This is a genomic window from Pseudomonas sp. B3(2017), from assembly GCF_002113595.1.
In the GTDB taxonomy this organism is placed as follows: domain Bacteria; phylum Pseudomonadota; class Gammaproteobacteria; order Pseudomonadales; family Pseudomonadaceae; genus Aquipseudomonas; species Aquipseudomonas ekonensis.
In genome coordinates this window covers 1-25348 of sequence record NZ_NEIU01000023.1, presented here as the reverse complement: position 1 = coordinate 25348, position 25348 = coordinate 1, and the positions used below count along the sequence as shown (strand labels likewise).

18 protein-coding genes are annotated in these 25348 nt (G+C 65.2%); 14 read left to right on the top strand and 4 right to left on the bottom strand.

Going from position 1 to position 25348, the window contains the following annotated elements; all coding sequences use genetic code 11:
- Nucleotides 1–2: 2 nt before the first annotated feature.
- Nucleotides 3–1070 (bottom strand): DUF2333 family protein, encoded by a 1068-nt coding sequence (locus CAG33_RS24950; RefSeq protein WP_085582691.1) that lies wholly within the window; start codon nt 1068–1070, stop codon nt 3–5.
- A gap of 503 nt (nt 1071–1573) precedes the next feature.
- Here CAG33_RS24950 and gcbA point away from each other — a divergent pair.
- The 13 genes from gcbA (at nt 1574) to CAG33_RS24880 (ending at nt 19650) form a co-directional block, all read left to right on the top strand.
- Nucleotides 1574–3244: a diguanylate cyclase GcbA gene (gcbA, locus tag CAG33_RS24945; protein WP_085582693.1), complete on the top strand. Its 1671-nt coding sequence runs from the start codon at nt 1574–1576 to the stop codon at nt 3242–3244.
- Between the two features lie 51 nt (nt 3245–3295).
- Entirely contained in the window at nt 3296–5242 is a 1947-nt protein-coding gene (locus tag CAG33_RS24940; RefSeq protein ID WP_085640911.1) for a methyl-accepting chemotaxis protein, read from the top strand.
- 193 nt (nt 5243–5435) lie between these two features.
- Nucleotides 5436–7181, top strand: a complete 1746-nt coding sequence (locus CAG33_RS24935; RefSeq protein ID WP_085640909.1) for a protein-disulfide reductase DsbD — start codon at nt 5436–5438, stop codon at nt 7179–7181.
- A 132-nt stretch (nt 7182–7313) separates the two neighbouring features.
- Nucleotides 7314–7766, top strand: coding sequence for a type II 3-dehydroquinate dehydratase (aroQ, locus tag CAG33_RS24930; protein ID WP_085582699.1), 453 nt, complete (start codon nt 7314–7316; stop codon nt 7764–7766).
- Nucleotides 7767–7814: 48 nt separating this feature from the next.
- Nucleotides 7815–8276, top strand: a complete 462-nt coding sequence (gene accB / locus CAG33_RS24925; protein WP_085582701.1) for an acetyl-CoA carboxylase biotin carboxyl carrier protein — start codon at nt 7815–7817, stop codon at nt 8274–8276.
- Between the two features lie 17 nt (nt 8277–8293).
- Nucleotides 8294–9652, top strand: a complete 1359-nt coding sequence (gene accC / locus CAG33_RS24920) for an acetyl-CoA carboxylase biotin carboxylase subunit (protein ID WP_085582703.1) — start codon at nt 8294–8296, stop codon at nt 9650–9652.
- 267 nt (nt 9653–9919) lie between these two features.
- Nucleotides 9920–10798, top strand: coding sequence for a 50S ribosomal protein L11 methyltransferase (gene prmA, locus CAG33_RS24910; protein WP_085582707.1), 879 nt, complete (start codon nt 9920–9922; stop codon nt 10796–10798).
- 30 nt (nt 10799–10828) lie between these two features.
- On the top strand, nt 10829–12118 hold the full coding sequence (locus CAG33_RS24905; protein ID WP_085582709.1) for a DUF3426 domain-containing protein: 1290 nt from the start codon (nt 10829–10831) through the stop codon (nt 12116–12118).
- Between the two features lie 185 nt (nt 12119–12303).
- Nucleotides 12304–13314: a tRNA dihydrouridine synthase DusB gene (dusB, locus tag CAG33_RS24900; protein WP_085582712.1), complete on the top strand. Its 1011-nt coding sequence runs from the start codon at nt 12304–12306 to the stop codon at nt 13312–13314.
- Complete coding sequence (fis, locus tag CAG33_RS24895; protein WP_085582714.1) at nt 13311–13631, top strand: DNA-binding transcriptional regulator Fis; 321 nt, start codon at nt 13311–13313, stop codon at nt 13629–13631. Before dusB ends, fis begins: the two co-directional genes overlap by 4 nt.
- A gap of 83 nt (nt 13632–13714) precedes the next feature.
- The gene (purH, locus tag CAG33_RS24890) at nt 13715–15322 is read left to right on the top strand and encodes a bifunctional phosphoribosylaminoimidazolecarboxamide formyltransferase/IMP cyclohydrolase (RefSeq protein ID WP_085582716.1); all 1608 of its coding nucleotides are present in this window, start codon (nt 13715–13717) and stop codon (nt 15320–15322) included.
- 155 nt (nt 15323–15477) lie between these two features.
- Nucleotides 15478–16770 (top strand): phosphoribosylamine--glycine ligase, encoded by a 1293-nt coding sequence (gene purD, locus CAG33_RS24885; RefSeq protein ID WP_085582718.1) that lies wholly within the window; start codon nt 15478–15480, stop codon nt 16768–16770.
- A gap of 102 nt (nt 16771–16872) precedes the next feature.
- Entirely contained in the window at nt 16873–19650 is a 2778-nt protein-coding gene (locus CAG33_RS24880) for a hybrid sensor histidine kinase/response regulator (protein ID WP_085582720.1), read from the top strand.
- Here the strand turns inward: CAG33_RS24880 and CAG33_RS24875 are convergent, their stop codons facing one another.
- On the bottom strand, nt 19651–20367 hold the full coding sequence (locus tag CAG33_RS24875; protein WP_085582722.1) for a hypothetical protein: 717 nt from the start codon (nt 20365–20367) through the stop codon (nt 19651–19653).
- A gap of 62 nt (nt 20368–20429) precedes the next feature.
- Nucleotides 20430–21224 (bottom strand): hypothetical protein, encoded by a 795-nt coding sequence (locus tag CAG33_RS24870; RefSeq protein ID WP_085722051.1) that lies wholly within the window; start codon nt 21222–21224, stop codon nt 20430–20432.
- A gap of 252 nt (nt 21225–21476) precedes the next feature.
- Here CAG33_RS24870 and CAG33_RS24865 point away from each other — a divergent pair, with 252 nt between their 5' ends.
- The gene (locus tag CAG33_RS24865) at nt 21477–22073 is read left to right on the top strand and encodes a MarC family protein (protein WP_085582726.1); all 597 of its coding nucleotides are present in this window, start codon (nt 21477–21479) and stop codon (nt 22071–22073) included.
- Nucleotides 22074–22135: 62 nt separating this feature from the next.
- Here CAG33_RS24865 and CAG33_RS24860 read toward each other — a convergent pair.
- The coding region (locus tag CAG33_RS24860) for a TcdA/TcdB pore-forming domain-containing protein (protein WP_305880242.1) at nt 22136–25348 on the bottom strand (3213 nt) is incomplete at its 5' end.

The following is a 25348-nucleotide window of genomic DNA, read 5'->3' as shown; positions in this document are numbered from 1 at the left end:
GCTCAACCCTGGTTGAGCAGTTGGCGCAGGTCGATCACGGCGGCGTTGGCCCGGGAGATGTAATTGGCCATCACCAGCGAGTGGTTGGCCAGCACCCCGAAACCGCTGCCGTTGAGGATCATCGGGCTCCACACCGGCTCCTGCGAGGCTTCCAGCTCGCGGATGATCTGGCGCACGCTGACCGTGGCGTTCTTCTTGGCCAGCACGTCGGCGAAGTCCACTTCGATGGCGCGCAGCAGGTGCGACAGCGCCCAGGCCTGGCCGCGGGCTTCATAGAAGACGTTGTCGATCTGCATCCACGGGGTCTCGACCACTTCCTCGTCGACCTGCGGCACTTCGCCCACGGCCGGCACTTCGGTCTTCAGCGCAGTGTTGAGCTTGACCCGGCCGACGCTGGCCGACAGCCGCTGCGACAGCGAACCCAGACGGGTGCCGACATCGCCCAGCCAGTTGTTCAGGTTGTCGGCGCGGGCGTAGAACAGCGCGCTCTTCTGGTCGGGGCTCGCCAGGCGCGCCTGGTAACGGGTCAGGGAATTGATGCCTTCCTGATACTCCGACTCGCTGGACGGCAGGATCCAGCTCTTGTTGTCGAAGTTGAAGCGCGGCTCGGCCTTGGCCAGGTCGGCGTCTTCGGCCGACTGCGACTGCGAACGGGCGAAGTCCTTGCGCAGGGCCCGGGTCAGGTCGCGCACCTGCACCAGCACGCCGTATTCCCAGCTCGGCATGTTGTCCATCCACAGGCCCGGCGGGAAGCGGTCGTTGGAAATGTAGCCGCCCGGCTTGGTCAGCAACGTGCCGGCCACGGTCTTGAGGGTCTCGACGGTGGTGTAGCCGACCACCATCTGCTTGCCTTCCTTCTCGGCGGCGACCTGCGCGTTCTGCGCCACGGGAAACAGCGCCGGCTCCTGGCTCCAGTACCAGCCAAGGCCAATGGTCACCAACAGGTAAATGCCCACCAGGGTGGCCAGCGCACGGCTGAACAGCAGGCCGCCCAGATAGCTGCGGGTGGCCGACTTGGGTTCGGCGGCACGTTCAGGCGCGCTGCCCGCGCGGTTCTTCCAGTCCAGCATGGCGATATCCTTTCAGACTTGGGTTCAACGGTTCGACAGCAACCATACAGCAACGTGCCTTGCCCCGGCACCCGCCGTTGCGGGCATCCGGGAAAAACAGCGCTGCCGCGTCCCGAAAAAGGAAGGCTGGGCTGGGATTGGCATGGCGCCGCTCCTTGTTCGTTGAAACATGGGGTCATGACCGGGCAAACGTCTTCTAGGGGTTTCCCTGACCCTATCAACGATAAACACCCTGGAAACCGATGCTGGAGAAAAGCAGAACGCCCTGTAGGACAACATCCGAAACGCGTCGGGAAATCTCTTCAACCATAAGAGGAAACTTCCTGTAAGCCCAGCCTACGGGCACTTTTCGCAAGCGCATGTCCCGGCCGAAACCGCCAAGTCGAAAACTGAATGGTGCTGCGCCGCAGATTATTGACGTACGACACTCATGTAAGGGAAAAGAGGTGCTAGCATAGAGCCACCAGTCGATCTCAGCATGCACCCTAACTAGTAGTCAGGATATGACCGAGCCAGAAGACCCCAGCCGTGAGCGCCTCAAGCACCACTTTGCCCAGCGGGTAATTCATCAGGCACGTCAGATTCTTGAGATATGGCAGCGCCTGCAACGCAGCGAATGGTCCACCGCCGACCTCGCCGAGCTGAGCGAGGCCAACCTGCGCCTGCTGCGTTTCGCCGAGCGCTTCGAACAGCCTGAGCACACGCAGCTGGCCCGCCACATCAGCCAGTCGCTGGAAGCCGTCGACGCCAACCGCGGCCGGCTGAGCAGCGGCCTGATCACCGACCTCAACCGCTTGATGCAGCGCCTGTCGCGCACTGGCCTGCGCCACGGCGACCAGCTCGACCAGACGTTCCTGCCGCCGCTGCGCAAACCGATCTACGTGCTGCTGCAAGACCATGACCGCGCCGAGCGGCTGGCCAAGCAACTGGAGTTCTTCGGCCTCACCGCCCAGGCGCTGGACAGCGTGTCGGCGTTCCGTTCCTCGATGGTCGAGCGCCTGCCCGCCGCCATCGTCATGGACGTGGACTTCAGCGCCCCCGGCGTCGGCCTGACCCTGGCCGCCGAAGCCCAGCAGGGCCTGGAGGAGCCGCTGCCGCTGCTGTTCTTCAGCCTGCACGAAACCGACACCCCGACCCGCCTGGCCGCCGTGCGCGCCGGCGGCCGGGAGTTCCTCACCGGCACCCTCGAAGCGTCGAGCCTGCTGGAGAAGATCGAGGTGCTGACCTGCGTCGCCCAGTACGAACCCTATAAAGTGCTGATCATCGACGACTCCCGCGCCCAGGCCCTGCACACCGAACGCCTGCTCAACAGCGCGGGCATCGTCACCCGCACCCTGATCGAGCCGATCCAGGCCATGGCCGAACTGGCGGATTTCCAGCCGGACCTGATCATCCTCGACATGTACATGCCGGCCTGCACCGGCACCGAACTGGCCAAGGTCATCCGCCACAACGACCGCTACGTCAGCGTGCCGATCATTTACCTGTCGGCCGAGGACGACCTGGACAAGCAGCTCGACGCCATGAGCGAGGGCGGCGACGACTTCCTGACCAAACCGATCAAACCGCGCCACCTGATCACCACCGTGCGCAACCGCGCCGCCCGGGCGCGCAACCTCAAGGCGCGGATGGTGCGCGACAGTCTCACCGGCCTGTACAACCACACCCACATCCTGCAACTGCTGGAGGACTGCTCGTTCCGCGCCCGCCGCGAGGGCAAGCCGCTGAGCTTCGCCATGCTCGACATCGACCACTTCAAGCGGGTCAACGACAGCCACGGCCACCCGATGGGCGACCGGGTGATCAAGAGCCTGGCGCTGTTCCTCAAGCAGCGCCTGCGCAAGACCGACTTCATCGGCCGCTACGGCGGCGAGGAATTCGCCATCGTCATGCCCGACACCGACCTGACCGCCGCGCACAACGTGCTCGACGAGATCCGCCAGCGCTTCGCCGAGATCCACTACCCGGCGCAGCCGCAGGATCTGTGGTGCACCTTCAGCGCCGGTGTCGTGGAGATGAGCGAGGACTCCGACAGCCTGATGATGGCCACCCAGGCCGACGAGGCCCTGTACCGCGCCAAGGGCGAAGGGCGCAACCGGGTGCAGGTCGCCCGGGACTCAAAGCAAAGTGCCACTTTTTCATCGGAATCCACTGATTCGGTCATAACCCTGTAACAGAACCGCAATAAATTCAGGCGCTTACCATTTCTGCCGTTGGTAGCCGTCATGCGCCTGAAGTTGCTCACCAATCTCAACACGCTGTTGCTGGTCGCCGTGTGCGTGGCCCTCGGCGCCACGCTGTGGTGGTCGCAGAGAGCCCTGGAGCGCCCTTACCTGCTGATGGAGCGCTACCTGGGTCTGTCGCAGCGCTTTCAGAACGATGCGGCACGCAACGTCGAAGACTACCTCGCCAGCGGCGACGCCCTGCGCCTGAGCGGCGCCACCGCCGCCCTCGACGACCTGCAAAAGGAACTCGGCGAACTGCCGCCCGCCCTGGCCGACACCCTGCGGCCGAGCCTTTCGGACCTGGACGATTTCAGCAAGACCGACCTGCTGGCGGCCGGCAAGCTGGCCGGCGACCCGCAAGCGCTGCTGGTGCAGGCCGAACGGGAGCTGAGCGCCAGCCTCGACCAGCTCAGCACCTACGCCAACGGCAATGCGGCGTACCTGGCGCCGCTGCTCAACGCGGCGCAGCACCTGGGCAAGCTGACGCTGGCCCGGGACAAACTGGTCAGCAGCGGCCGCAGCGAACTGGCCGCCGACGTCGAACGGGAAGTCGCCAACCTGCGTGCCCAGGCCCAGGCCATCGATGCCCTGCCGTTGCTCGGCGTGATCAGCCAGAGCGAATCCGGCAGCGACGACTTCGCCGCGATGATGGGCATCGAAAGCACCGAAAAGGCCGCCGCCGAAGACGCCGGCGTCGGCCTCAAGCGTGAACTCAACAGCCTGCTCGGCCGCTACCCGGCGGAGCTTTCGCGCACCCGCGAGCAGATCCAGAAGCGAACCGACCTTGCCGCCGCCACCCACCGGAAGATAGCCGCCGTGCAGCAGGCCATCGCCGGGCTGGAGCCGGCCGTGCGCGCCCAGCACGGCCAGATCCAGGGCGAGGTGCGGCTGATGCAGGGCGTGATGATCGGCCTGATCCTGTTGATCGCGCTGCTGATCGACACCTTGCAGCGGCGCCTGGCCCGCACGCTCACCAACCTCGCGCCGGCGCTGTCGACCTGGGCCGAGGGCGACTTCAGCCGCGACATCCGGCTGGGCAAGACCAACCGCGAACTGCACGACATCGAAGCCTCGCTCAACCGCTTGCGCGCCTACCTGGTGGATCTGGTCGGCACCATCCGCGGCAACGCCGAGCAGGTGGCCGGCAGCAGTCGCACCCTGGCCGAGCTGAGCAACGACCTGCACAGCGGCGCCGAACACCAGGCCGGGGACACCGCGCTGATCCGCGACTCCCTCAGCGAACTGGAAGCGACCATCCAGCAAGTGGCCGGCGACGCCCGCCAGGCCGCCGACGCCAGCCGCCATGCCGGGCAGGCCGTCGAGCACGGCCAGCAGGTGATCGGCCAGAGCCTCACCGGGCTGCATGCGCTGGTCGGCGAGGTGCAGGGCAACGCGCAGATGATCGAACACCTGGCGGAGGAGTCCGCCACCATCGGCGGCGTGCTGACGGTGATCCGTTCGATCGCCGACCAGACCAACCTGCTGGCCCTCAACGCCGCCATCGAAGCGGCCCGGGCCGGCGAGATGGGCCGCGGCTTCGCCGTGGTGGCCGAGGAAGTCCGCTCGCTGGCGCAACGCACCGCCGGGGCCACCGCCGAGATCCAGACGCTGATCGCCGGCCTGCAGACCGCCGCCCGTCAATCGGTCGAAGGCATGCGCACCCAGGTCGAACACGCCGAAGCCACGGCCAACCAGGCCCAGGCGGCGGACGGGGCGCTGGACAAGATCGTCGGCGCGATCAAGACCATCGCCGCCACCGCCGTACGCATCGCCGACGTCACCGCCCAGCAGAGCGGCGCGGTCAGCGAGATCCGCGACCACAGCGAGCGGATCCATCAACTGGGCGGGGACAACCTGCTGCGCATCGGCCAAGGGCGCGAGCAAGGCGAAAACCTGCTGGAGCTGGGCGGGCAACTGCACACGGCGGTGCAGGCTTTCCGCGTCTGACCGGCGGCATGGGCGGGCTGGGCCTGCGGGAGCAACCGTCTTGCGCTGCCGGGCCCCATCGCCGGCAGGCCGGCTCCCACAGGCACGATATCGCACGCAACATGGCGCTGCGTCAGGCCAATCGCCGCAGCGCGTCCTGCAGCCCCCGGCACCGTCCGCTATCATGCCCTCAATTCCGATACGCGAGATTGTCATGCGCCGCCTGCTTTGCCTCCTGCTCTTGATCCTTGCCCTGCCGGCCGGCGCCGCCGGGCTGTTCGACAGCAAACCCAGCGCCTCCCTGGGCTCGATCAACAACAGCGCCGACTTCCTGCCGGTGCGCGAAGCCTTCCGGCTGAGCCTGGTCGAAACCACGCCGCAGTCGGTCAAGCTGCGCTTCGTCGCCACCGAGGGCTATTACCTCTACCGCCACCGCTTCCAGTTCCGCGCCGACCCGTCCGACGTGACGCTGGGCGCCGCGCAACTGCCGCCGGGCGAGCAGAAGCACGACGAGTTCTTCGGTGACGTGGAGGTCTACCACGGCATCACCGATGTCGAACTGCCGCGCAACGATGCCCGCCCCTTCACGCTCGCCGTCACCTATCAGGGCTGCGCCGACAAGGGCTTGTGCTATCCGCCGGAGACCGAACGGCTGAACATCGAAGGCAGCGCTTCGGCCGGCACGGCGCCGCCCGCCTGGGACTGGCGCGACCTGGCGCTGTTCTTCCTTGCGGGCCTGGGCCTGACGTTCACGCCCTGCGTGCTGCCGATGCTGCCGATCCTTTCCGGCGTGGTGCTGCGCGGCCAGGTCGGCGGGTTACGCGGCTTCAACCTGTCGCTCGCCTATGTGCTGCCGATGGCGGCGTGCTTTGCCCTGCTGGGGGCGCTGATGGGACTGTTCGGTGCGCAGCTCAACCTGCAGGCGCGGCTGCAGTCGGCGTGGGTGCTGGTGCCGTTCGCCCTGTTCTTTGCGGTGTTCGCCCTGGCGATGTTCGGCGTGTTCGAGCTCAAGCTGCCGCACGTCATCAGCAGCCGCCTCGACCGTATCGCCGGACGCACCGAAGGCGGCTCGTTGTGGGGCGCGGCGGTGCTGGGCGTGGTCTCCAGTTTGCTGGTGTCGCCGTGCGTCTCGGCGCCGCTGGCCGGTGCGCTGCTATATATAAGCGCCAGTGGCGATGCGCTGGGCGGCGGGCTGAAGCTGTTCATGCTCGGTCTGGGCATGGGCGCGCCGCTGTTGCTGGTGGCCACCGGCGGCGCCGCATGGCTGCCCAAGAGCGGGCCATGGATGATGTACGTGAAGAACGGCATCGGCGTGCTGTTGCTGGGGCTGTCGATCGGTTTGCTCAGCCGCGTGCTGCCGGGCCAGGTCACGTTGCTGCTGATCGGGCTGCTGGCCGGCGGCGTGGGCCTGTTCCTCGGTGCGCTGGAGTTCGTCTACAAGCCGCCGCGCAAACGCCTCGGCCAGTTGCTGGGGATGTTCCTGCTGTTCTATGCGCTGGCCTGCTGGTACGGCGCGTTCAGCGGCCAGACCGACCCGCTGAACCCCATTGCTCCGCGCATGGCCCAACATGACGCACCGGCCCAGGACAGCGGTCGGTGGCAGACCGTCAGCACCCCGGTGGAACTGGACCGCGTGCTGCTGGAGGCGAAGGCCGCCGGCACCCCGCTGCTGCTCGACTGGTACGCCGACTGGTGCATCAGCTGCAAGGTCATCGAGCACGAAGTGCTCAACGACGCCACGGTCATGGAGCGGCTCAAGGGCTACCGGCTGATCCGCTTCGATATCACCGCAAGCACCGCCGAACAGCGCTCCCTGCTCGACCGCTACACCCTGTTCGGCCCGCCGGCGCTGATGTTCTTCGGCAAGGACGGTAACGAACGCCTTGATGTGCGGGTGATCGGCGAGATCGGCGCGGCCGGCTTCCTTGAGCGGATCCGCCAGGCGAATGACCGGATTTAATCACTCGGTCACATACTTTGCGCAAACATCGGGCATCGTGCTGGCTATTGCAGAGAACTGGACAGTCACAAAGTCTTTGCGGCATAGTCGCCGGGTTCCGACGAAGGCTCACCCCAAACAAGGTACACGCAGATGGCAACGCTATTGGTGCTGCACGGCCCCAACCTGAACCTGCTCGGCACCCGGGAACCGGGCACCTACGGCTCGACCACCCTGGCGCAGATCAACCAGGACCTGGAGCGCCGCGCCCGCGAAGCCGGCCATCACCTGCTGTACCTGCAGAGCAACGCCGAGTACGAACTGATCGACCGGATCCATGCCGCCCGCGACGAGGGCGTGGACTTCATCCTGATCAATCCGGCGGCTTTTACGCACACAAGTGTCGCATTACGTGACGCGCTGCTGGCGGTGAGCATCCCATTCATCGAAGTGCATCTGTCCAACGTGCACAAACGCGAACCTTTCCGCCATCACTCCTACTTCTCCGATGTTGCGGTGGGAGTGATCTGCGGCCTTGGCGCCAGCGGTTACCGACTGGCCCTGGAGGCCGCCCTGGAACAGCTTGAACGACAGGCAACGGCTTGAACAACAAGCGTTAAACGCCCCTGACCGACCCTTGGGAGTTGATGATTCATGGATATCCGTAAAGTTAAGAAACTGATCGAATTGCTGGAAGAGTCCGGCATCGACGAGCTCGAGATCAAGGAAGGCGAAGAGTCCGTACGCATCAGCCGCAACAGCAAAGTTGCGCCGCAGCAGTACTACGCGCCGGCGCCTGCTCCGGTCGCCGCCCCAGCCGCACCGGCCGCCGCCCCAGTGGCTGCAGCCGCCCCGGCCGCCGCTGCCGCTCCAGCGCTGAACGGCACCGTCGCCCGTTCGCCGATGGTCGGCACTTTCTACCGCAAGGCATCGCCGACCTCGCCGGCCTTCGTTGAAGTCGGCCAGACCGTGAAGAAAGGCGACACCCTGTGCATCGTCGAAGCCATGAAGATGATGAACCACATCGAGGCGGAAGCCAGCGGCGTGATCGAATCCATCCTCGTCGAAGACGGTCAGCCGGTTGAGTTCGACCAACCGCTGTTCACCATCGTTTGAACTGCGGAGAGCCTTTGATGACTGCGAAGTTGGAAAAAGTTCTGATCGCTAACCGCGGTGAGATCGCCCTGCGGATTCTGCGTGCCTGCAAAGAGATGGGCATCAAGACCGTCGCCGTTTACTCCAAGGCCGACAAAGAGCTGATGCACCTGGGCCTGGCGGACGAATCCGTCTGCATCGGCCCGGCTTCCGCCGCGCACTCCTACCTGCACATCCCGGCGATCATCGCCGCCGCCGAAGTGACCGGCGCCACCGCCATTCACCCAGGCTACGGCTTCCTCGCGGAAAACGCGGACTTCGCCGAGCAGGTCGAGAACTCCGGCTTCGCCTTCATCGGCCCGAAGGCCGACACCATTCGCCTGATGGGCGACAAGGTCTCGGCCAAGCACGCGATGATCACCGCCGGCGTTCCGACCGTACCGGGCTCCGACGGCCCGCTGCCGGAAGACGAAGAGACGGCGCTGCGCATCGGCCGTGAAGTCGGCTACCCGGTGATCATCAAGGCTGCCGGCGGCGGTGGCGGTCGCGGCATGCGCGTGGTGCACAAGGAAGAAGACCTGATCGCCTCGGCGAAACTGACCCGTTCCGAAGCGGGCGCAGCGTTCGGCAACCCGATGGTGTATCTGGAGAAGTTCCTGACCAACCCGCGCCACGTCGAAGTGCAAGTGCTCTCCGACGGCCAAGGCAACGCCATCCACCTGGGCGACCGCGACTGCTCGCTGCAGCGCCGTCACCAGAAGGTCCTCGAAGAAGCGCCGGCACCGGGCATCGACGAGCAGGCCCGCAAGGAAGTCCTCGCCCGCTGCGTCCAGGCGTGCATCGACATCGGCTACCGCGGTGCCGGCACCTTCGAGTTCCTGTACGAGAACGGCCGGTTCTACTTCATCGAAATGAACACCCGCGTTCAGGTGGAGCACCCGGTTTCGGAGATGGTCACCGGCATCGACATCGTCAAGGAGATGCTCAGCATCGCCGCCGGCAACAAGCTGTCGTTCACCCAGGACGACGTGGTCATCCGCGGCCACTCGCTGGAGTGCCGGATCAACGCCGAAGACCCGAAGACCTTCATGCCGAGCCCTGGCACGGTCAAGCATTTCCATGCACCGGGCGGCAACGGCGTTCGCGTCGATTCGCACCTGTACAGCGGTTATGCGGTTCCGCCGAACTACGACTCGCTGATCGGCAAGCTGATCACCTACGGCGCCACCCGCGACGAGGCCATGGCACGCATGCGCAACGCCCTGGACGAAATCGTGGTGGACGGGATCAAGACCAACATCCCGCTGCACCGTGACCTGACCCGCGACGAAGGCTTCTGCAAAGGGGGCGTGAACATTCACTACCTCGAGCACAAGCTGGCCGGCGACAAGCACTAAGCTTCAGCCTGCGCACGACAAGGCCGCCTCCGGGCGGCCTTGTCGTATCCGCACCTCCGCTTCCTTGTGGAAGCGAGCCTGCTCGCGATGACGTCGGCACATTCAACACATACGGTGAATGGCACACCGCCTTCGCGAGCAGGCTCGCCCCTACAGGGGAAAGGCTGCGGTCAACACTGCTCCCACAAACGCCGTGCGCTCGCGTAAACTTGCGCGCTTCGCGCAGACCGCTAGGCTGCACATCAATCTTTTTCACAGGTGCCCGCCATGCCTTGGCTGCAAGTCCGTCTCGCCATCAGCCCAGAACAAGCCGAAACCTACGAAGACGCTTTCCTTGAAGTGGGCGCCGTTTCGGTGACCTTCATGGACGCCGAAGACCAACCGATCTTCGAGCCTGAACTCAACACCACCCCGCTGTGGTCGCACACCCATCTGCTGGCCCTGTTCGAGGGCGGCACCGAAGCCGCCGCCGTGCTGGCCCACCTTGAGCTGCTGACCGGCAGCCCGCTGCCCGAGCACCACAGCGAAGTGATCGAAGACCAGGACTGGGAACGCAGCTGGATGGACAACTTCCAGCCGATGCGCTTCGGCCAGCGCCTGTGGATCGTGCCGAGCTGGCACGCCGCACCCGAGCCCGGCGCGGTCAACCTGCTGCTGGATCCGGGTCTGGCGTTCGGCACCGGCACCCACCCGACCACCGCCCTGTGCCTGGAATGGCTCGACGGCCAGGACCTCAAAGGCTGCAACGTGCTGGACTTCGGCTGCGGCTCGGGGATCCTGGCCATCGCCGCCCTGCTGCTGGGCGCCAAGGAAGCGGTCGGCACCGACATCGACGTGCAGGCGCTGGAAGCCTCCCGCGACAACGCCGGGCGCAACGGCATCGCCGACGAACTGTTCCCGCTCTACCTGCCCCAGGATCTGCCGCAGGAAAAGGCCGACGTGCTGGTGGCCAACATCCTGGCAGGCCCCTTGGTCTCCCTCGCTGCGCAACTGTCCGGCCTGGTCAAGCCCGGCGGACGCCTGGCGTTGTCCGGCATCCTCGCCGAACAGGGCGATGAGGTCGCCGCCGCCTACGCCCAGGACTTCGACCTGGATCCGATCGCCAACCGTGACGGCTGGGTGCGCATCACCGGCCGTCGGCGCTAGAATGGCCGCCTGCACAATCCGGATCCTCGCATGACCGACAGCTTCGTCACCCAGTGCCCGCATTGCCAAACCAGCTTTCGCGTCAGCCACGCCCAATTGAGCGTGGCCCGCGGAGTGGTTCGTTGCGGCTCGTGCCTGCAAGTGTTCAACGCCGCCAAACAGCTGCTTGAACAGCGGGCCGGCAGGGAAACGGCCGTGCAGGCCGCGCCAGCGCCGAGCGAGCCGCCGCGCCCCGCGGAGCCGGCAGCCGCCGTACCGCAGCCTGCCGCCCCTGTCGAACCGGCACCGCCGCGCGCCATCAGCCAGAAGCAATGGAGCGCCGCCGAGCTGGACCTCGACAGCCTGGACCTGGACGAAGAGCTCGCCCGCCTCGAACAGCGGGAAATCCAGCCGATCACCGAGTCCGGCCGGCCCCGCGAAGAGTCCCTGAGCGCCCGCCGCGACAGCCACGAGCCGGACGACGGGGCCTGGCCCGACAGCCTGTTCAGCGAACCGGCGGACGAACGGATGGCCGCGCCGGCGCCGGACGACGAGCCACCGGCCGTCGAGCCGGAGCCGGCCAGGCCGCAGCGCACGGAGCCGTCGCTGTCGCTGGAACCTGTTGATCTGGACGACGAGCCGCCGATCCCGCAACTGCGGCTGCACGACCCGATCGACCCCGCCGCCCGCCAGGAGCGCCTGTCCGCGGACGACGAGCCCGAAGGCGAACTGCCGTCGGTCGAGCCCCTGCGCAAGAAACGCGAACGCGGCGAGCGCGCAGCCCCCGGCGTACGCGCCGAAGTGCTGCAGGACCTGACCGACGACCCGCTGCAGCTGGACTGGCAGAAACGCCGCTCCCCTTGGGGCCGGCGCTTTCTCTGGCTGCTGCTGATCATCCTCGCCGCCGCCGGTTTGGCCGGCCAGTACGTGGCCTACCATTTCGACGAACTGGCCCGCCAGGACCAGTACCGCCCGTGGTTCCAGCAACTGTGCCCGCAGATCGGCTGCACGGTGCCGTCGAAGGTCGACATCGCCAAGATCAAGAGCAGCAACCTGGTGGTGCGCAGCCATCCGGAGTTCAGCGGCGCGCTGGTGGTCGATGCGATCATCTACAACCGCGCCCCGTTCTCCCAACCGTTCCCGTTGCTGGAACTGCGCTTCGCCGACCTCAACGGGCACCTGATCGCCAGCCGTCGCTTCAAGCCCGGCGAGTACCTCAACGGCGACCTCGAAGGCATGGCGGAAATGCCGCCGCAGACGCCGATCCACATCGCGCTGGACATCCTCGACCCCGGGGCCAAAGCGGTGAACTACAGTCTGAGTTTCCACTCCCCCGAGTGAAACGCCCGGCCGCTGCGCGATTGGCGGCGGTTTTCTGACTTTGCCCGGCTCGACCAAACCGCTGGCGATAACAGAATAACTGTTCAGATTTTGTTCAATTCAGCCTTTATCCAGTCATCGAGAGCGGGTATCATGCCAACCCTTTTTCGAACTCTCATGATCCGGCCCCACTTCAGGGAAGTCCTATGTCGGCGGTACGCATCGGCCCATACACATTGCAGAACGGCTTGGTCCTCGCCCCGATGGCGGGGGTCACCGACCAGCCCTTCCGGCAGCTTTGCAAGCGTCTGGGCGCCGGGCTCGTGGTCTCGGAGATGGTCACCAGCGACATGAGCCTGTGGAACACCCGCAAGTCGCGCATGCGCATGATCCACGAAGGCGATCCCGAGCCGCGCTCGGTGCAGATCGCCGGCGGCGATGCGCAGATGCTGGCGGACGCGGCCCGGGCCAACGTCGGGCTGGGCGCGCAGATCATCGACATCAACATGGGTTGCCCGGCCAAGAAGGTCTGCAACAAGGCCGCCGGCTCCGCGTTGCTGAAGGATGAGGCGCTGGTCACCGAGATCCTGCACGCCGTGGTGGCGGCGGTCGATGTGCCGGTGACCCTGAAGATCCGCACCGGATGGGATCGCGAGAACAAGAACGGCCTGACCGTGGCGAAGATCGCCGAACAGGCCGGGATCACGGCGCTGGCGGTGCATGGCCGCACCCGCGCCGACCTGTACACCGGTGAGGCCGAGTACGACACGATCGCCGCGATCAAGCAGGCGGTGTCGATCCCGGTCTTCGCCAACGGCGACATCGATTCGCCGGAAAAGGCCCGGCACGTGCTCGACGCGACCGGCGCCGACGGCCTGCTGATCGGCCGGGCCGCCCAGGGGCGGCCGTGGATTTTCCGTGAGATCGAGCATTTCCTGCGCACCGGCGAAAAGCTGCCGGCGCCGGAGCTGATCGAGGTGGAACGCATTCTGCTTGAGCATCTGGCCGCCCTCCACGCGTTCTATGGGGACGTGATGGGCGTGCGCATCGCCCGCAAGCATGTGGGCTGGTATCTCGCAACCCTGCCGGGCGCCAGGGAGTTCCGCGCCCGCTTCAATCGTTTGGATGGTACGGAAACACAATGCGCCAACGTTCGGGAGTTCTTCGCCGAACGTTACAAGAGCCTGACAGGGGACGGAGAAGGGGTGGCCGCATGACGATGATGACCGAGACTTTAGTGAGTGGAACAACACCCGTGAGCGACAACGTGAATTTGAAACAGCACCTCAATACGCCGAGCGAAGAAGGCCAGACCCTTCGCGGGAGTGTCGAGAAGGCGCTGCACAATTATTTCGCCCACCTCGAGGGCGCAACCGTCACGGACGTGTACAACCTGGTGCTCTCCGAAGTCGAGGCTCCCCTGCTCGAAAGCGTGATGAACTACGTCAAGGGCAACCAGACCAAGGCCAGCGAGCTGCTCGGACTGAACCGCGGCACGCTGCGCAAGAAACTCAAGCAGTACGATTTGCTGTAAGCATTCAATACCAACCAGAAAGGCGCCCGCGTGAAACCGGTCGCCTTTTTTGCTGACTTCCCTTGCTTTTGATGGAAATTGAGATGACCGACCAGACTACCCGCCTGCCGATCCGCCGCGCCTTGATCAGCGTTTCCGACAAGACCGGGATCCTCGAATTCGCCAGGGAGCTGGAAGCCCTGGGCGTGGAAATCCTTTCCACCGGCGGGACCTTCAAGCTGCTGCAGGACAATGGCGTGTCCGCAGTGGAAGTCGCGGACTACACCGGTTTCGCCGAAATGATGGACGGCCGGGTCAAGACCCTGCACCCGAAAATCCACGGCGGCATCCTCGGCCGCCGCGGCACCGACGACGCCATCATGAACGAGCACGGCATCAAGCCGATCGATCTGGTCGCGGTCAACCTCTACCCGTTCGAAGCCACCATCAGCAAGCCCGGCTGCGACCTGCCGACCGCCATCGAGAACATCGACATCGGCGGGCCGACCATGGTGCGTTCGGCGGCGAAAAACCATAAAGACGTCGCCATCGTGGTGAACGCCAGCGACTACGCCAACGTGCTGCAGAACCTCAAGGCCGGCGGCCTGACCTACGCCCAGCGCTTCGACCTGATGCTCAAGGCCTTCGAGCACACCGCCGCCTACGACGGCATGATCGCCAACTACATGGGCACCGTGAACCAGGCCACCGACGTGCTGAGCACCGAAGGCCGCAGCGAATTCCCGCGCACCTTCAACAGCCAGTTCATCAAGGCCCAGGAAATGCGCTACGGCGAGAACCCGCACCAGAGCGCGGCGTTCTACGTGGAAGCCAAACCGGCCGAAGCCGGCATCGCCACCGCCACCCAGCTGCAAGGCAAGGAACTGTCGTACAACAACGTGGCCGACACCGACGCCGCGCTGGAATGCGTGAAGAGCTTCGTCAAGCCGGCCTGCGTCATCGTCAAGCACGCCAACCCGTGCGGCGTTGCCGTGAGCCCGGACGCCGAAGGCGGCATCCGCCAGGCCTATGAGCTGGCCTACGCCACCGACACCGAGTCGGCGTTCGGCGGCATCATCGCCTTCAACCGCGAACTCGACGCCGAGACCGCCAAGGCCATCGTCGAGCGTCAGTTCGTCGAAGTGATCATCGCCCCGAGCGTCAGCGAAGAAGCCCGCGCCGTGGTGGCCGCCAAGGCCAACGTGCGCCTGCTGGCCTGCGGCGAGTGGTCGGCCGACCGCAGCCCGGCCTGGGACTACAAGCGCGTCAACGGCGGCCTGCTGGTGCAGAGCCGCGACATCGGCATGATCAGCGCCGACGACCTGAAGGTCGTGACCAAGCGCGCGCCGACCGAGCAGGAAATCAACGACCTGATCTTCGCCTGGAAAGTGGCCAAGTTCGTCAAGTCCAACGCCATCGTCTACGCCAAGAACCGTCAGACCATCGGTGTCGGCGCCGGCCAGATGAGCCGCGTGAACTCCGCCCGCATCGCCGCGATCAAGGCCGAGCACGCCGGTCTGCAGGTGGCCGGCTCGGTCATGGCGTCCGACGCGTTCTTCCCGTTCCGCGACGGCCTGGACAACGCGGCCAAGGTCGGCATCACCGCAGTGATCCAGCCGGGCGGCTCGATGCGTGACGCTGAAGTGATTGCCGCTGCCGATGAAGCCGGCATCGCCATGGTCTTCACCGGCATGCGCCACTTCCGTCACTAAGTACACGACCCACTGTAGGAGCGAGCCTGCTCGCGATAGCAATAGACCAGTCAACGCAGTATTGACTGATACACCGCCATCGCGAGCAGGCTCGCTCCTACAGAAAAGCATCCCAGCGGTGCTCCATAGAATTAGCGTCATCCGAGGTTTCTGAAATGAATGTTTTGATCATCGGCAGCGGTGGCCGTGAACACGCCCTGGCCTGGAAAGTGGCTCAGGATCCGCGCGTGCAGAAGGTTTTCGTGGCGCCGGGCAACGCCGGCACCGCCATTGAGGCCAAGTGCGAAAACGTCGCCATCGACGTGCTGGCCCTGGAGCAACTGGCCGACTTCGCCCAGAAGAACGTTTCCCTGACCATCGTCGGCCCGGAAGTGCCGCTGGTGGCCGGCGTCGTCGACCTGTTCCGCGCCCGTGGCCTGGACTGCTTCGGCCCGACCCAGGGTGCCGCGCAGCTCGAAGGTTCGAAGGCCTTCACCAAGGACTTCCTGGCCCGCCACAAGATCCCGACCGCCGACTATCAGAACTTCACCGAGATCGAGCCGGCCCTGGCCTACCTGCGTGAAAAAGGCGCGCCGATCGTGATCAAGGCCGACGGCCTGGCCGCCGGCAAAGGCGTGATCGTCGCCATGACCCTGGCCGAAGCCGAAGACGCCGTGCGCGACATGCTCGCCGGCAACGCCTTCGGCGACGCCGGTTCGCGCGTGGTCATCGAAGAATTCCTCGACGGCGAGGAAGCCAGCTTCATCGTCATGGTCGACGGCAAGAACGTCCTGCCGATGGCCACCAGCCAAGACCACAAGCGCGTCGGCGACGGCGACAGCGGCCCGAACACCGGCGGCATGGGCGCCTACTCCCCGGCCCCGGTGGTCACCGCCGACGTGCACCAGCGCGTGATGGATCAGGTGATCTGGCCGACCGTGCGCGGCATGGCCGCCGAAGGCAACGTCTACACCGGCTTCCTGTACGCGGGGCTGATGATCGACAAGGCCGGCAACCCCAAGGTCATCGAGTTCAACTGCCGCTTCGGCGACCCGGAGACCCAACCGGTGATGCTGCGCCTGCAGTCGAGCCTGGTGCTGCTGGTCGAGGCCGCCCTGGCCCAGGCGCTGGACAAGGTCGAAGCGCAGTGGGATCCGCGCCCGAGCGTCGGCATTGTGCTGGCCGCCGGCGGCTATCCGGGCGACTACGCCAAGGGCGCCGCGATCAACGGCCTGGACGCCGCCGCCGCGCTGGAAGGCAAGGTCTTCCACGCCGGCACCGCGCAAAAGGACGGCCAGATCGTGACCGCCGGCGGCCGGGTGCTCTGCGCCACCGCCATGGGCGACAGCGTCGGCGCAGCCCAGCAACAGGCCTACCGCCTGGCGGCGGCGATCGACTGGGAAGGCTGCTTCTACCGCAAGGACATCGGCTACCGCGCCATCGCCCGTGAGCGTGGCGAATCCCGCTGATCGGTTGTCCGTGACGCCCGGCCGGGGGGCCATCCCCCGGTCGGGCTGTTCCGACGCTGCGCATCGTTATATTCTGGCATCAACCTACGAAGGGATTTCGCCGTGCGCTGGCTCAGGATCGCCATAGGCTTCACCGTCACGCTGTTGACCCTGCTCTGCATGCTGCCGGCCCAGGCCGGACAAGGCAGTGGCTGGGCGGTATTGCTCGACGAACAGGGCAACCTGCAACTGAGCGACATCCGCTCGCCCCGCTACACCAACCAATTCAGCCCCATCGACCTCGACCGCCTCACGGCGGCGGAGCCCGATGGTGCACTGTGGCTGCGCTTCAGGCTGGCCGCCGGCAAGCACGAGCAAGTGCTGCGGATCTTCGCCCCTGACCTGTCGCGCCTCAATCTCTACGTGCTGGACGGCGACACGCTGATCGACCAGCGCGAAAGCGGCACCGGCCAGCCCCAGGTCGACCGGCCGCTGCCCAGCAGCGACTTCCTGGTGCCGCTGCCCCAGCGCGACAAACCCCTTGAGGTCTACCTGCGGCTGGTCTCCGACCACCAGCTGCGCCCGCACATCACCCTGCAGTCGGCGGTGATGTCGGCGGCCAACCAGAACCAGACCCTGCTCTATGGCCTGCTGTTCGGCTGCCTGGGCATGCTGATCCTGCACAACCTGATCCGCTACGGCTACACCCGCTCACGCAGTTGCCTGTGGCTGGCGGTCTGCGAGGGCCTGCTGGGGCTCAGCCTGCTGCTGCTGCTCAACCTCGCCGGGCCCTGGCTGCCGGACTGGCACGCGATCCAGACCCCGGGCGCCTATCTGGCCCTGCTGCTGACCGCACCGGCCGGCCTGATGTTCGCCTTCCGGTTCTTCGCCCCGATCGGCCCGCACCCGCTCAACAAGCTGCTGCTGGCCGACATCCTGATCACCGTGATCTGCGGCCTGCTGCTGTTGTTCGTCAACACCCTGCCGCTGAACATCATCACCTACGCCCTGGTGGCCCTGGCCGGCCTGAGCATGCTGCTGGTCGGCGGCTACCACTGGCAGAAGGGCTACCGTCCGGCGCGGCTGTTCGTCGCCGCCATGGTGGTGTTCAACATCGGCACGCTGATCATCCTGCCGGCCCTGCTGGGCCTGACCCTGGTCGCGCCGCAGGGCCTGATCATGACCCTGATGGGGTTCATCTGCATCAGCGGCCTGCTGATGAGCATCGCCCTGGGCGAGCGTCAGCGCAGCATCACCGAAAGCCGGTTCAGCATCAGCCGCGACCTGGCGGCGAGCAACGCCGAGATCAACGCCAAGGCCGAGTTCCTGGCCAAGATCAGTCACGAGATCCGCACGCCGATGAACGGCGTGCTGGGCATGACCGAACTGCTGCTGGGCACGCCGCTGTCGGTCAAGCAGCGCGACTACGTGCAGACCATCCACAGCGCCGGCAACGAACTGCTGACCCTGATCAACGAGATCCTGGACATTTCCCGCCTCGAATCCGGGCAGATCGAGCTCGACGACGTGCAGTTCGACCTCAACGCCTTGATCGAAGACTGCCTGAGCATCTACCGCGCCAAGGCCGAACAGCAGAACGTCGAGCTGATCAGCTTCATCCAGCCCCAAGTGCCGCGGGTCATCAGCGGCGACCCGACCCGCCTGCGCCAAACCCTGCTGAGCCTTCTGGAAAACGCCCTGAAGAAAACCGACGAAGGCGAAGTGCTGATCGTCGTCGCCCTCGACGACCGCAGCGTCAAGCCGCGCCTGCGCATCGCCGTGCAGGACAGCGGCCAGCCGATGGAGCAGGAAGAGCGCGACGCGCTGCTGCACGCGGAACTGCACAGCAAGCACTTCCTGTCGGCCAACCGCCTGGGCGGCAACCTGGGGCTGGTGATCGCACGGCAACTGATCCGGCTCATGCAGGGCGAGTTCGGCATCAAGAGCGGCGCAAGCCAGGGCAGCACCCTGTGGCTGACCCTGCCGCTGGATCCTGACCGCCTCGAACACCCGACCTCCGACCTCGACAGCCCGCTGCAAGGCGCGCGGGTGCTGGTGGTGGACGACAACGACACCTGCCGCAAAGTGCTGGTGCAGCAGTGCAGCGCCTGGGGCCTGAACGTCAGCGCCGTGCCGTCGGGCAAGGAGGCGTTGGCCCTGCTGCGCACCAAGGCGCACCTGCGCGACTACTTCGACGTGGTGCTGCTGGACCAGAACATGCCGGGCATGACCGGCATGCAGCTGGCGGCCAAGATCAAGGAAGACCCGAGCCTGAACCACGACATCCTGCTGATCATGCTCACCGGCATCAGCAATGCGCCGAGCAAGATCATCGCGCGCAATTCCGGGGTCAAGCGCATCCTGGCCAAGCCGGTGGCCGGCTACACCCTCAAGACCACCCTGGCCGACGAGCTGAACCAGCGCAACAAGGGGCAGGCCGTGTTCCAGCCGCAGCCGGCCGTCCCCGGCGCGGCGGTCAAGGTGCCGAGCGACTTCCGCATCCTGGTGGCCGAAGACAACACGATCTCCACCAAGGTGATCCGCGGCATGCTCGGCAAGCTCAACCTGCAGCCGGACACCGCCAGCAACGGCGAGGAAGCCTTGCAGGCCATGAAGGCCCAGCGCTACGACCTGGTGCTGATGGACTGCGAAATGCCGATCCTCGACGGTTTCTCCGCCACCCAGCAACTGCGGGCGTGGGAAGTCGGCAACCAGCGCATCCGCACGCCGATCGTGGCCCTGACCGCGCACATCCTCGCCGAACACAAGGAACGCGCGCGCCAGGCCGGCATGGACGGCCACATGGCCAAGCCGGTGGAACTGTCGCAACTGCGCGAACTGATCGAACACTGGGTGGCCCAGCGCGATCAGCAGAACCGCAACACGGTGCGAACGCCCTGATCAACCGGCCGGTTCGCAGCGAACACTGTCCGGCGGGCTGAAGTCGATCTCCCTGATGAGATCGACATGCGGCTCCAACCGCTTGGCCAGCGTGTCACGGACGGGATCGAACAGCGGCGCGGCGAGGTCAGCCTGAAAGAAGCGTTGCTCCAGCGGCCCATGGAGCGTGTCCGCGGAGAAGACCCAGGCGTACGGATTGCCCTCGGCGGCGGCCGAAGACTTCAGCGTCACATAGGCGGCGTTCAGGCGAGGGCCGGGTTGCGCCACAACCACCATGAAGCGGTAGCGGTCACTTGCGGCTACCTGATCCTCCCCTTCGGCACCCACCGCTTGCCGGATCCTCCCTTGCAGAAACGCGACGGCAGGATCCGAGACCGGCAATGCCGCGATGGCCTGCAGGACCGGCACCCAGTCCCCTGCCTCGGCCAGCGACGGCTGCAGAACGTCGATCATCCCGCCCATCGCCTTGAACCCGACGCCCTGAGCCGGCGTGACCGTGCTCCACTCCACTTTCCTTTGCAGCCATTGGCCCTTCAGAACTTGCTGCCAGATGGAATACCAATCATCCGGATCGGCCGTGAGAGGAAACTTCTTGTTGGCCGCCAACTGCGCAAACAAGATTGAATGTTGAACATCTTGTATTTCTTGCTCAGCCATCCCGTACGGAAACAAAACGATGGCGCCTGAGTTGGCATAAACCGAGTATTGCTCTTTCATCTTTGCCTCCTGCACATGAAAAAGTGGCGACCACTGTGTGGTCGCCACTCAATGACGTCAAATCAGATTTCCCATTCGCTGATTTGCTTGACGGCACGGTCACCCAACTTGCCGGCAATGATGTCGCGGGTCTTTCCGATGATGGCCGGCACCATGGTCATGCTGGATTCGCCCTTGTACAGGTCCACCGAACTGCTGTCCCAATTCACGAAAAGAACCTTGGTCTGGTTGACCCGGTTGATGAAGCGCACCGCGCCCAGGGTCAGGATCACTTCCTGCCCCTCGGTCTCAAGGCAGGAACCTACCGCAAAACCGCCGGTGCCCTTGTTCTTGATGTTCTGGTCGAAGACCTGAAGCGGCTTGTCGCTGGCCTGCAGCGAAGCCATCGCATCGGTCGCCACCTTCAGCAGGAGCGCCGAGGTCGGCCCGGGAACCGCCGCAGCGGCCAGGGCGGAACCCAGGATGGTCAGCGCCAGTTGATCCATCTTGAAACTCTTGCCGGACGCCGAAGTGGAATCGTAGTACTTCTTCAGGATGATCCAGCCGGCGTCCTGCATGACGGTGAGAAAGGTCTGGTACCACTCCTTGCCCTGGCTTTCCAACGGGTACTTCTTGTTGGCGGCCAACGAGGCGAACAGATAGGTGTTCAGTACATCCGCACGGTTCTGCTCGGACATGCCCGACACGAACGCCAGAATGGCATCGCCCACGACAGAAGCGCGGTCAGGCACTTCGATATTGAAGGGCGTCAACCTGTTGAGGCTGCGCGGGGCCAGGGTGATGTCCTGCGGCGTCACATCATAGGCATTCAGTCGTTCCAGGCGGTCGGCTACGGTTACAACAGTGTTTACATTCATGCTTCGTCTTCCTTAGTTAATTAGTTCGACTCTTCCCGAGCCGACAGGACTAACTTACGAAACTCATCAAACCCCCACAAGCCAATGAGTATTTCCAATAAATAACAATAAAAACTTACAACCGCCGACAACTCCTAAATAACGCCAAAAACAACAAAGACAACTAACCAATAAACAAAACACCGAATGCGCCGACAGACCGTCCGGCGCCTGATAGACTCCGCTCAACTTTCGCCGACGCGGGTTTCCATCATGCTCCACGAGTTGTTCAGCGTTTACCTGAAGATGCTGGTGCTCTACAGCCCGTTCTTCGTGCTGTCCTGCTTCATCAGCCTGACCCGCGGCTACTCGCGCAAGGAGCAGCGGCGGCTGGCGTGGAAGGTGGCGATCGCCACGCTGGTCTCCAGCGTCCTGCTGTACCTGTTCGGGCGGGTGATCTTCGATGTGTTCGGCATCACCGTGGACGCGTTCCGCATCGGCGCCGGCAGCGTGCTGTTCATCTCGGCGCTGGGCATGGCCCAGGGCAAACCGGCGGTGCAGGCCGACAACGTGCAGCAGGACGTGACCATCGTGCCGCTGACCATTCCGCTGACCGTCGGTCCCGGCACCATCGGTGCGCTGCTGGTGATGGGCGTCAGCCAGCCGCACTGGGACGACAAGCTCGCGGCGATCATGAGCATCGCCATGGCCAGCTTCACGGTCGGCGTGGTGCTGTTCCTGTCGAACCGCATCGAGCGGATTCTCGGCGACCAGGGGTTGCAGATCGTCAGCCGGTTGATGGGGCTGTTCGTCTGCGCACTGGCGGCGCAGATCATCTTCACGGGGGTAAAGGGTTATCTGGTGCCTTGAGCCGGTCACGCAAAGAGCGCCGCAGGCAATCAGGCCTGCGGCGCTTTCCTTTCGGCGGACCGTCAGTCGGGCCCAGCGCTTGCGAGGCGGCTGCGCGAAGGCGCCAGCAACGTCCCCAGCGCGGCACCGCCCGGCGCGCCCTGTGCAGTGCGCATCAGCTGGACAAGGCGCGAAGCCGACATGGTGGGATAGGCCCCGAACGCAAGAAACACTTCGCCGCGCAGCAGGGGATCGTCACTGCACACATCCCTGAGTATCAGGCAATGTTCGCTGTCGGGGTCGATCAGCACCAAATGGCCGTCAACGATCTGCAACTGCAGCCTCTGCGGATCGTCCAGCAGCCAGACCAGCTTCGCCGGAACCGTCACGGCGTCTGCCGGCACGGGCCGACAGTCGACGATGACTGAATCGCGCTCGAGCCAGAGCGCCGTCGGCAAAAAGTAGGTCACCGCGCCCTGCCCCGCCCGCAGAACCACGGTGCCGACGCCGTCAGGCACCAGCGCAGGCAGATCCGTCACCCGGTTCTGCCCTTCGACCACCATCACCTCGGCATCGCGCTGCACATGCGTGAACGGCCCGAGGCGTTTCGCGTCCGGGTAGACGAGCACACACCGGTCCTGCCGGTCATGCAGCAGCACTTGCTCGCGGCGTCGGGTGCCCAGCAGCTCGTCACCGTCGCGCAGGGCCGTGCCGACGACCCGGACCAGGCAAGCGTTCTCCACGTCGTACCATTGCCGCACACCGGGTTCCGCTTCGGTGGACACAAACCCGTCGTGCTCTACGGAGCGCAGCAGGGCTTGAAGGTTCGGGATCAGATGATCCCCTTGGGCAGTCACCCAGGCGTGGTTGACGCCGGTCACACGCTCAGTTTCCCCGAAGCGCAGAACCAGTTCCACACCGTCCACGGTGGTGCCTCTGAGCCCGGCGCCCTCGCGCCTGACGTCACTGAAACGCCAGTCATCCCACTCCTCCTGCGGTGCGGGCAGCAGGCCGCTGCGCAGCAACTGCGCACCGTTGGCGAACGCTTGTTCCAGAAGCCCGGGATCGACAAAGGCCTGAGAAAGAATCCTGCCGCCGGACGGATCGAACAGCCAGGCCTGGCGCCTGTCCGGCGCCAGACCGAGCAAGCGGACCCGATCACCGTTCGCCGACGCGCACAGCAGCAACCGCTGATCGATGTACCAGGCGCCCAGATGCCCATGCCCTCCATGTTCGAGCAAACCGATGAGGGCGAAGCGATCCACCGGATAACGTTGCGCGACCGCCTTGAGCGTCTCCCACCAGCGGGAGCGGCCCTGCAGCCAGTGCTCGGTCAGCCCGCCGAACTGCAGCCGGCCGTCGGTGTTCAGGTTGAAGAAGTGCCCGTCTTCGGTGATGGCGACATAGCCACCCGGCGTCGTGACCACCTGTTTGAGCCGATCAGGCTCGATCCACGCATGCGACCAGCGCCCCTCCCCCGGCATCCGCTGCAACCGGCAAAGGCGTTGGGCCGAGCGGTCGTAAACCACGTACACCTCTTCGTCATTCGCCGGAACCAGCAACGTCAACCGATCCAGGTTCCTGGTCGAGTCGTCCCAGCCCCGCGGTTGCCCCGGCGCCGGCAGAGGGTTGATCAGCAGACGGTCGCGACCGCGGATCCAGACCAGGTCCCGCCGCGCCTCATCCATCTGCCAACACACCGAAACGTAGGGTGCCGGCGCCCATCCGATCGTCGTGTCGCTTTCCTTCGCGGACGAGCCCGCTTGCGGCCAATGCTCCCCCAACACCGACGCCCAGCGCGCCAGCCTCTCCCCGGCAAAGGCCTGTGCCCGCAGCTTGGGGGTTGATCCGCAAGTCACCGAGCAAAGCAGCAATTGCCGGTCATGAATCAGGTAACCCAGTTCTTTGACACGCCCTCGGTCGACGGACATCTGCACCACGTGAATCATCCCCTGGGCATCGGCTTCGATGCGTTGGATCGAACTTTCGCCGGGCATCAGCAGCAATCGGTACTCCGCCTGGGGCAGGCCGCTGACGGCATCGACTTGCCAGACCAGAAAGGATGACGGGTCATAGAAGTAGGCCGAGCCGCCGGACACCAGAGCCAACTGCGTCTTGTCGGAACCGCTGATTGCCAGGTCGCGCATGTACAGGAAACGGTCTTCGTGCGCGTCGTACCAGGCCTTGGTGTGACGCGGCGTCTGCGGTGGCTCGAACGGGATCAAGTAGTTGTCGACCGGCGTGTACGGCAGAACCAGGCGATGGTCGTGCGCAAGCGTTTTGTAGCGTTCAAGCAACGCCGTCTCATCGAGGCCGTCGGGTGCCGTGTCCTGCAGCAGATCCAGTTTCGCGGAAACCAGGTCGACGCTGAACACACGCCGGTCGGCCAGAGCCAGCGCGACGTCATGCCGGCCCTTGCCGATGAACTTGACGCGAATGCCGTCGATCAGCAGTCCCCCTTCCACTTTCTTGATTGCCTGCTCGCTGGCCCAATCGGCCCGCAGCACCCAACGGCAATGTGTGAAGCGGGTCGAATGCAATTCGACCGACACCCCCGGGTTGAGCAACAGCGTGCAGGTGCCGCCCGCGCCCTTGAGCGCGTAGGTCAGCAACCCGTGCCATGCCGGCGGCACAATCGGTACCGCCAGCTGCCGCTCGGCCGCATCCAGCCGCACCTCGACGGTCGTGGGGAGGTAGTTGGGGAACAGGCGATGCACGATGTAGTGACTGGGGAAGGAGTAGAAGGAGAACAGGAATTTCCATTGCCCGCTGCCATCCTTGCGCTCAAGACGGCGCGCCGCATCGAAACCGGCGTCATGACGCCATGACGCGAACGGCAAGGCCTGGTATTCATAACTGTAGTTCGTGTTCGGCGTGCACGGCAGAACGACGCATTGCCCGGCGGGCAACGGTGCCTTGATCCGGCTGGAAATCCCCCACGTCTGACGGATACCGAAGGCTTCCTTGTCATCCGGGTTGATGCCCGGTACGCCGAAGTGGTCGCGCAGCCTGAACAGTTTCGGGCTGCCGAGCGTCAAGGTGCCGGTGCCCAGGTCGACGCATTCGATGATCAGGGAAGACGGATCCACCACCCACGCCTGCAACGCCTCGTCGAAGCGGTAGACGGCGCCGTTCCAGGCCTTTTCCAGATGGTCGAAAAACAGCCCGACGGTTTTCGCCTCTTCGGCGATGATGGCGAAGCCCTGGGCCAGCGCCGCCGCCCCGATCGCCAGGCCACCCAGGATGACGCCCGCCCCGCCGAGTACCGCAGCGGCCGCGGCGGCCCCCGTGGCGGC

Coding starts and splice junctions, on each gene's coding strand:
- CAG33_RS24935 (WP_085640909.1), top strand. CDS start 5,436: ATGCGCCGCCTGCTTTGCCTCCTGCTCTTGATCCTTGCCCTGCCGGCC.
- accC (WP_085582703.1), top strand. CDS start 8,294: ATGACTGCGAAGTTGGAAAAAGTTCTGATCGCTAACCGCGGTGAGATC.
- gcbA (WP_085582693.1), top strand. CDS start 1,574: ATGACCGAGCCAGAAGACCCCAGCCGTGAGCGCCTCAAGCACCACTTT.
- aroQ (WP_085582699.1), top strand. CDS start 7,314: ATGGCAACGCTATTGGTGCTGCACGGCCCCAACCTGAACCTGCTCGGC.
- accB (WP_085582701.1), top strand. CDS start 7,815: ATGGATATCCGTAAAGTTAAGAAACTGATCGAATTGCTGGAAGAGTCC.
- CAG33_RS24940 (WP_085640911.1), top strand. CDS start 3,296: ATGCGCCTGAAGTTGCTCACCAATCTCAACACGCTGTTGCTGGTCGCC.
- CAG33_RS24865 (WP_085582726.1), top strand. CDS start 21,477: ATGCTCCACGAGTTGTTCAGCGTTTACCTGAAGATGCTGGTGCTCTAC.
- CAG33_RS24870 (WP_085722051.1), bottom strand. CDS start 21,224: ATGAATGTAAACACTGTTGTAACCGTAGCCGACCGCCTGGAACGACTG.
- fis (WP_085582714.1), top strand. CDS start 13,311: ATGACGATGATGACCGAGACTTTAGTGAGTGGAACAACACCCGTGAGC.
- prmA (WP_085582707.1), top strand. CDS start 9,920: ATGCCTTGGCTGCAAGTCCGTCTCGCCATCAGCCCAGAACAAGCCGAA.
- purD (WP_085582718.1), top strand. CDS start 15,478: ATGAATGTTTTGATCATCGGCAGCGGTGGCCGTGAACACGCCCTGGCC.
- CAG33_RS24950 (WP_085582691.1), bottom strand. CDS start 1,070: ATGCTGGACTGGAAGAACCGCGCGGGCAGCGCGCCTGAACGTGCCGCC.
- CAG33_RS24905 (WP_085582709.1), top strand. CDS start 10,829: ATGACCGACAGCTTCGTCACCCAGTGCCCGCATTGCCAAACCAGCTTT.
- CAG33_RS24875 (WP_085582722.1), bottom strand. CDS start 20,367: ATGAAAGAGCAATACTCGGTTTATGCCAACTCAGGCGCCATCGTTTTG.
- purH (WP_085582716.1), top strand. CDS start 13,715: ATGACCGACCAGACTACCCGCCTGCCGATCCGCCGCGCCTTGATCAGC.
- dusB (WP_085582712.1), top strand. CDS start 12,304: ATGTCGGCGGTACGCATCGGCCCATACACATTGCAGAACGGCTTGGTC.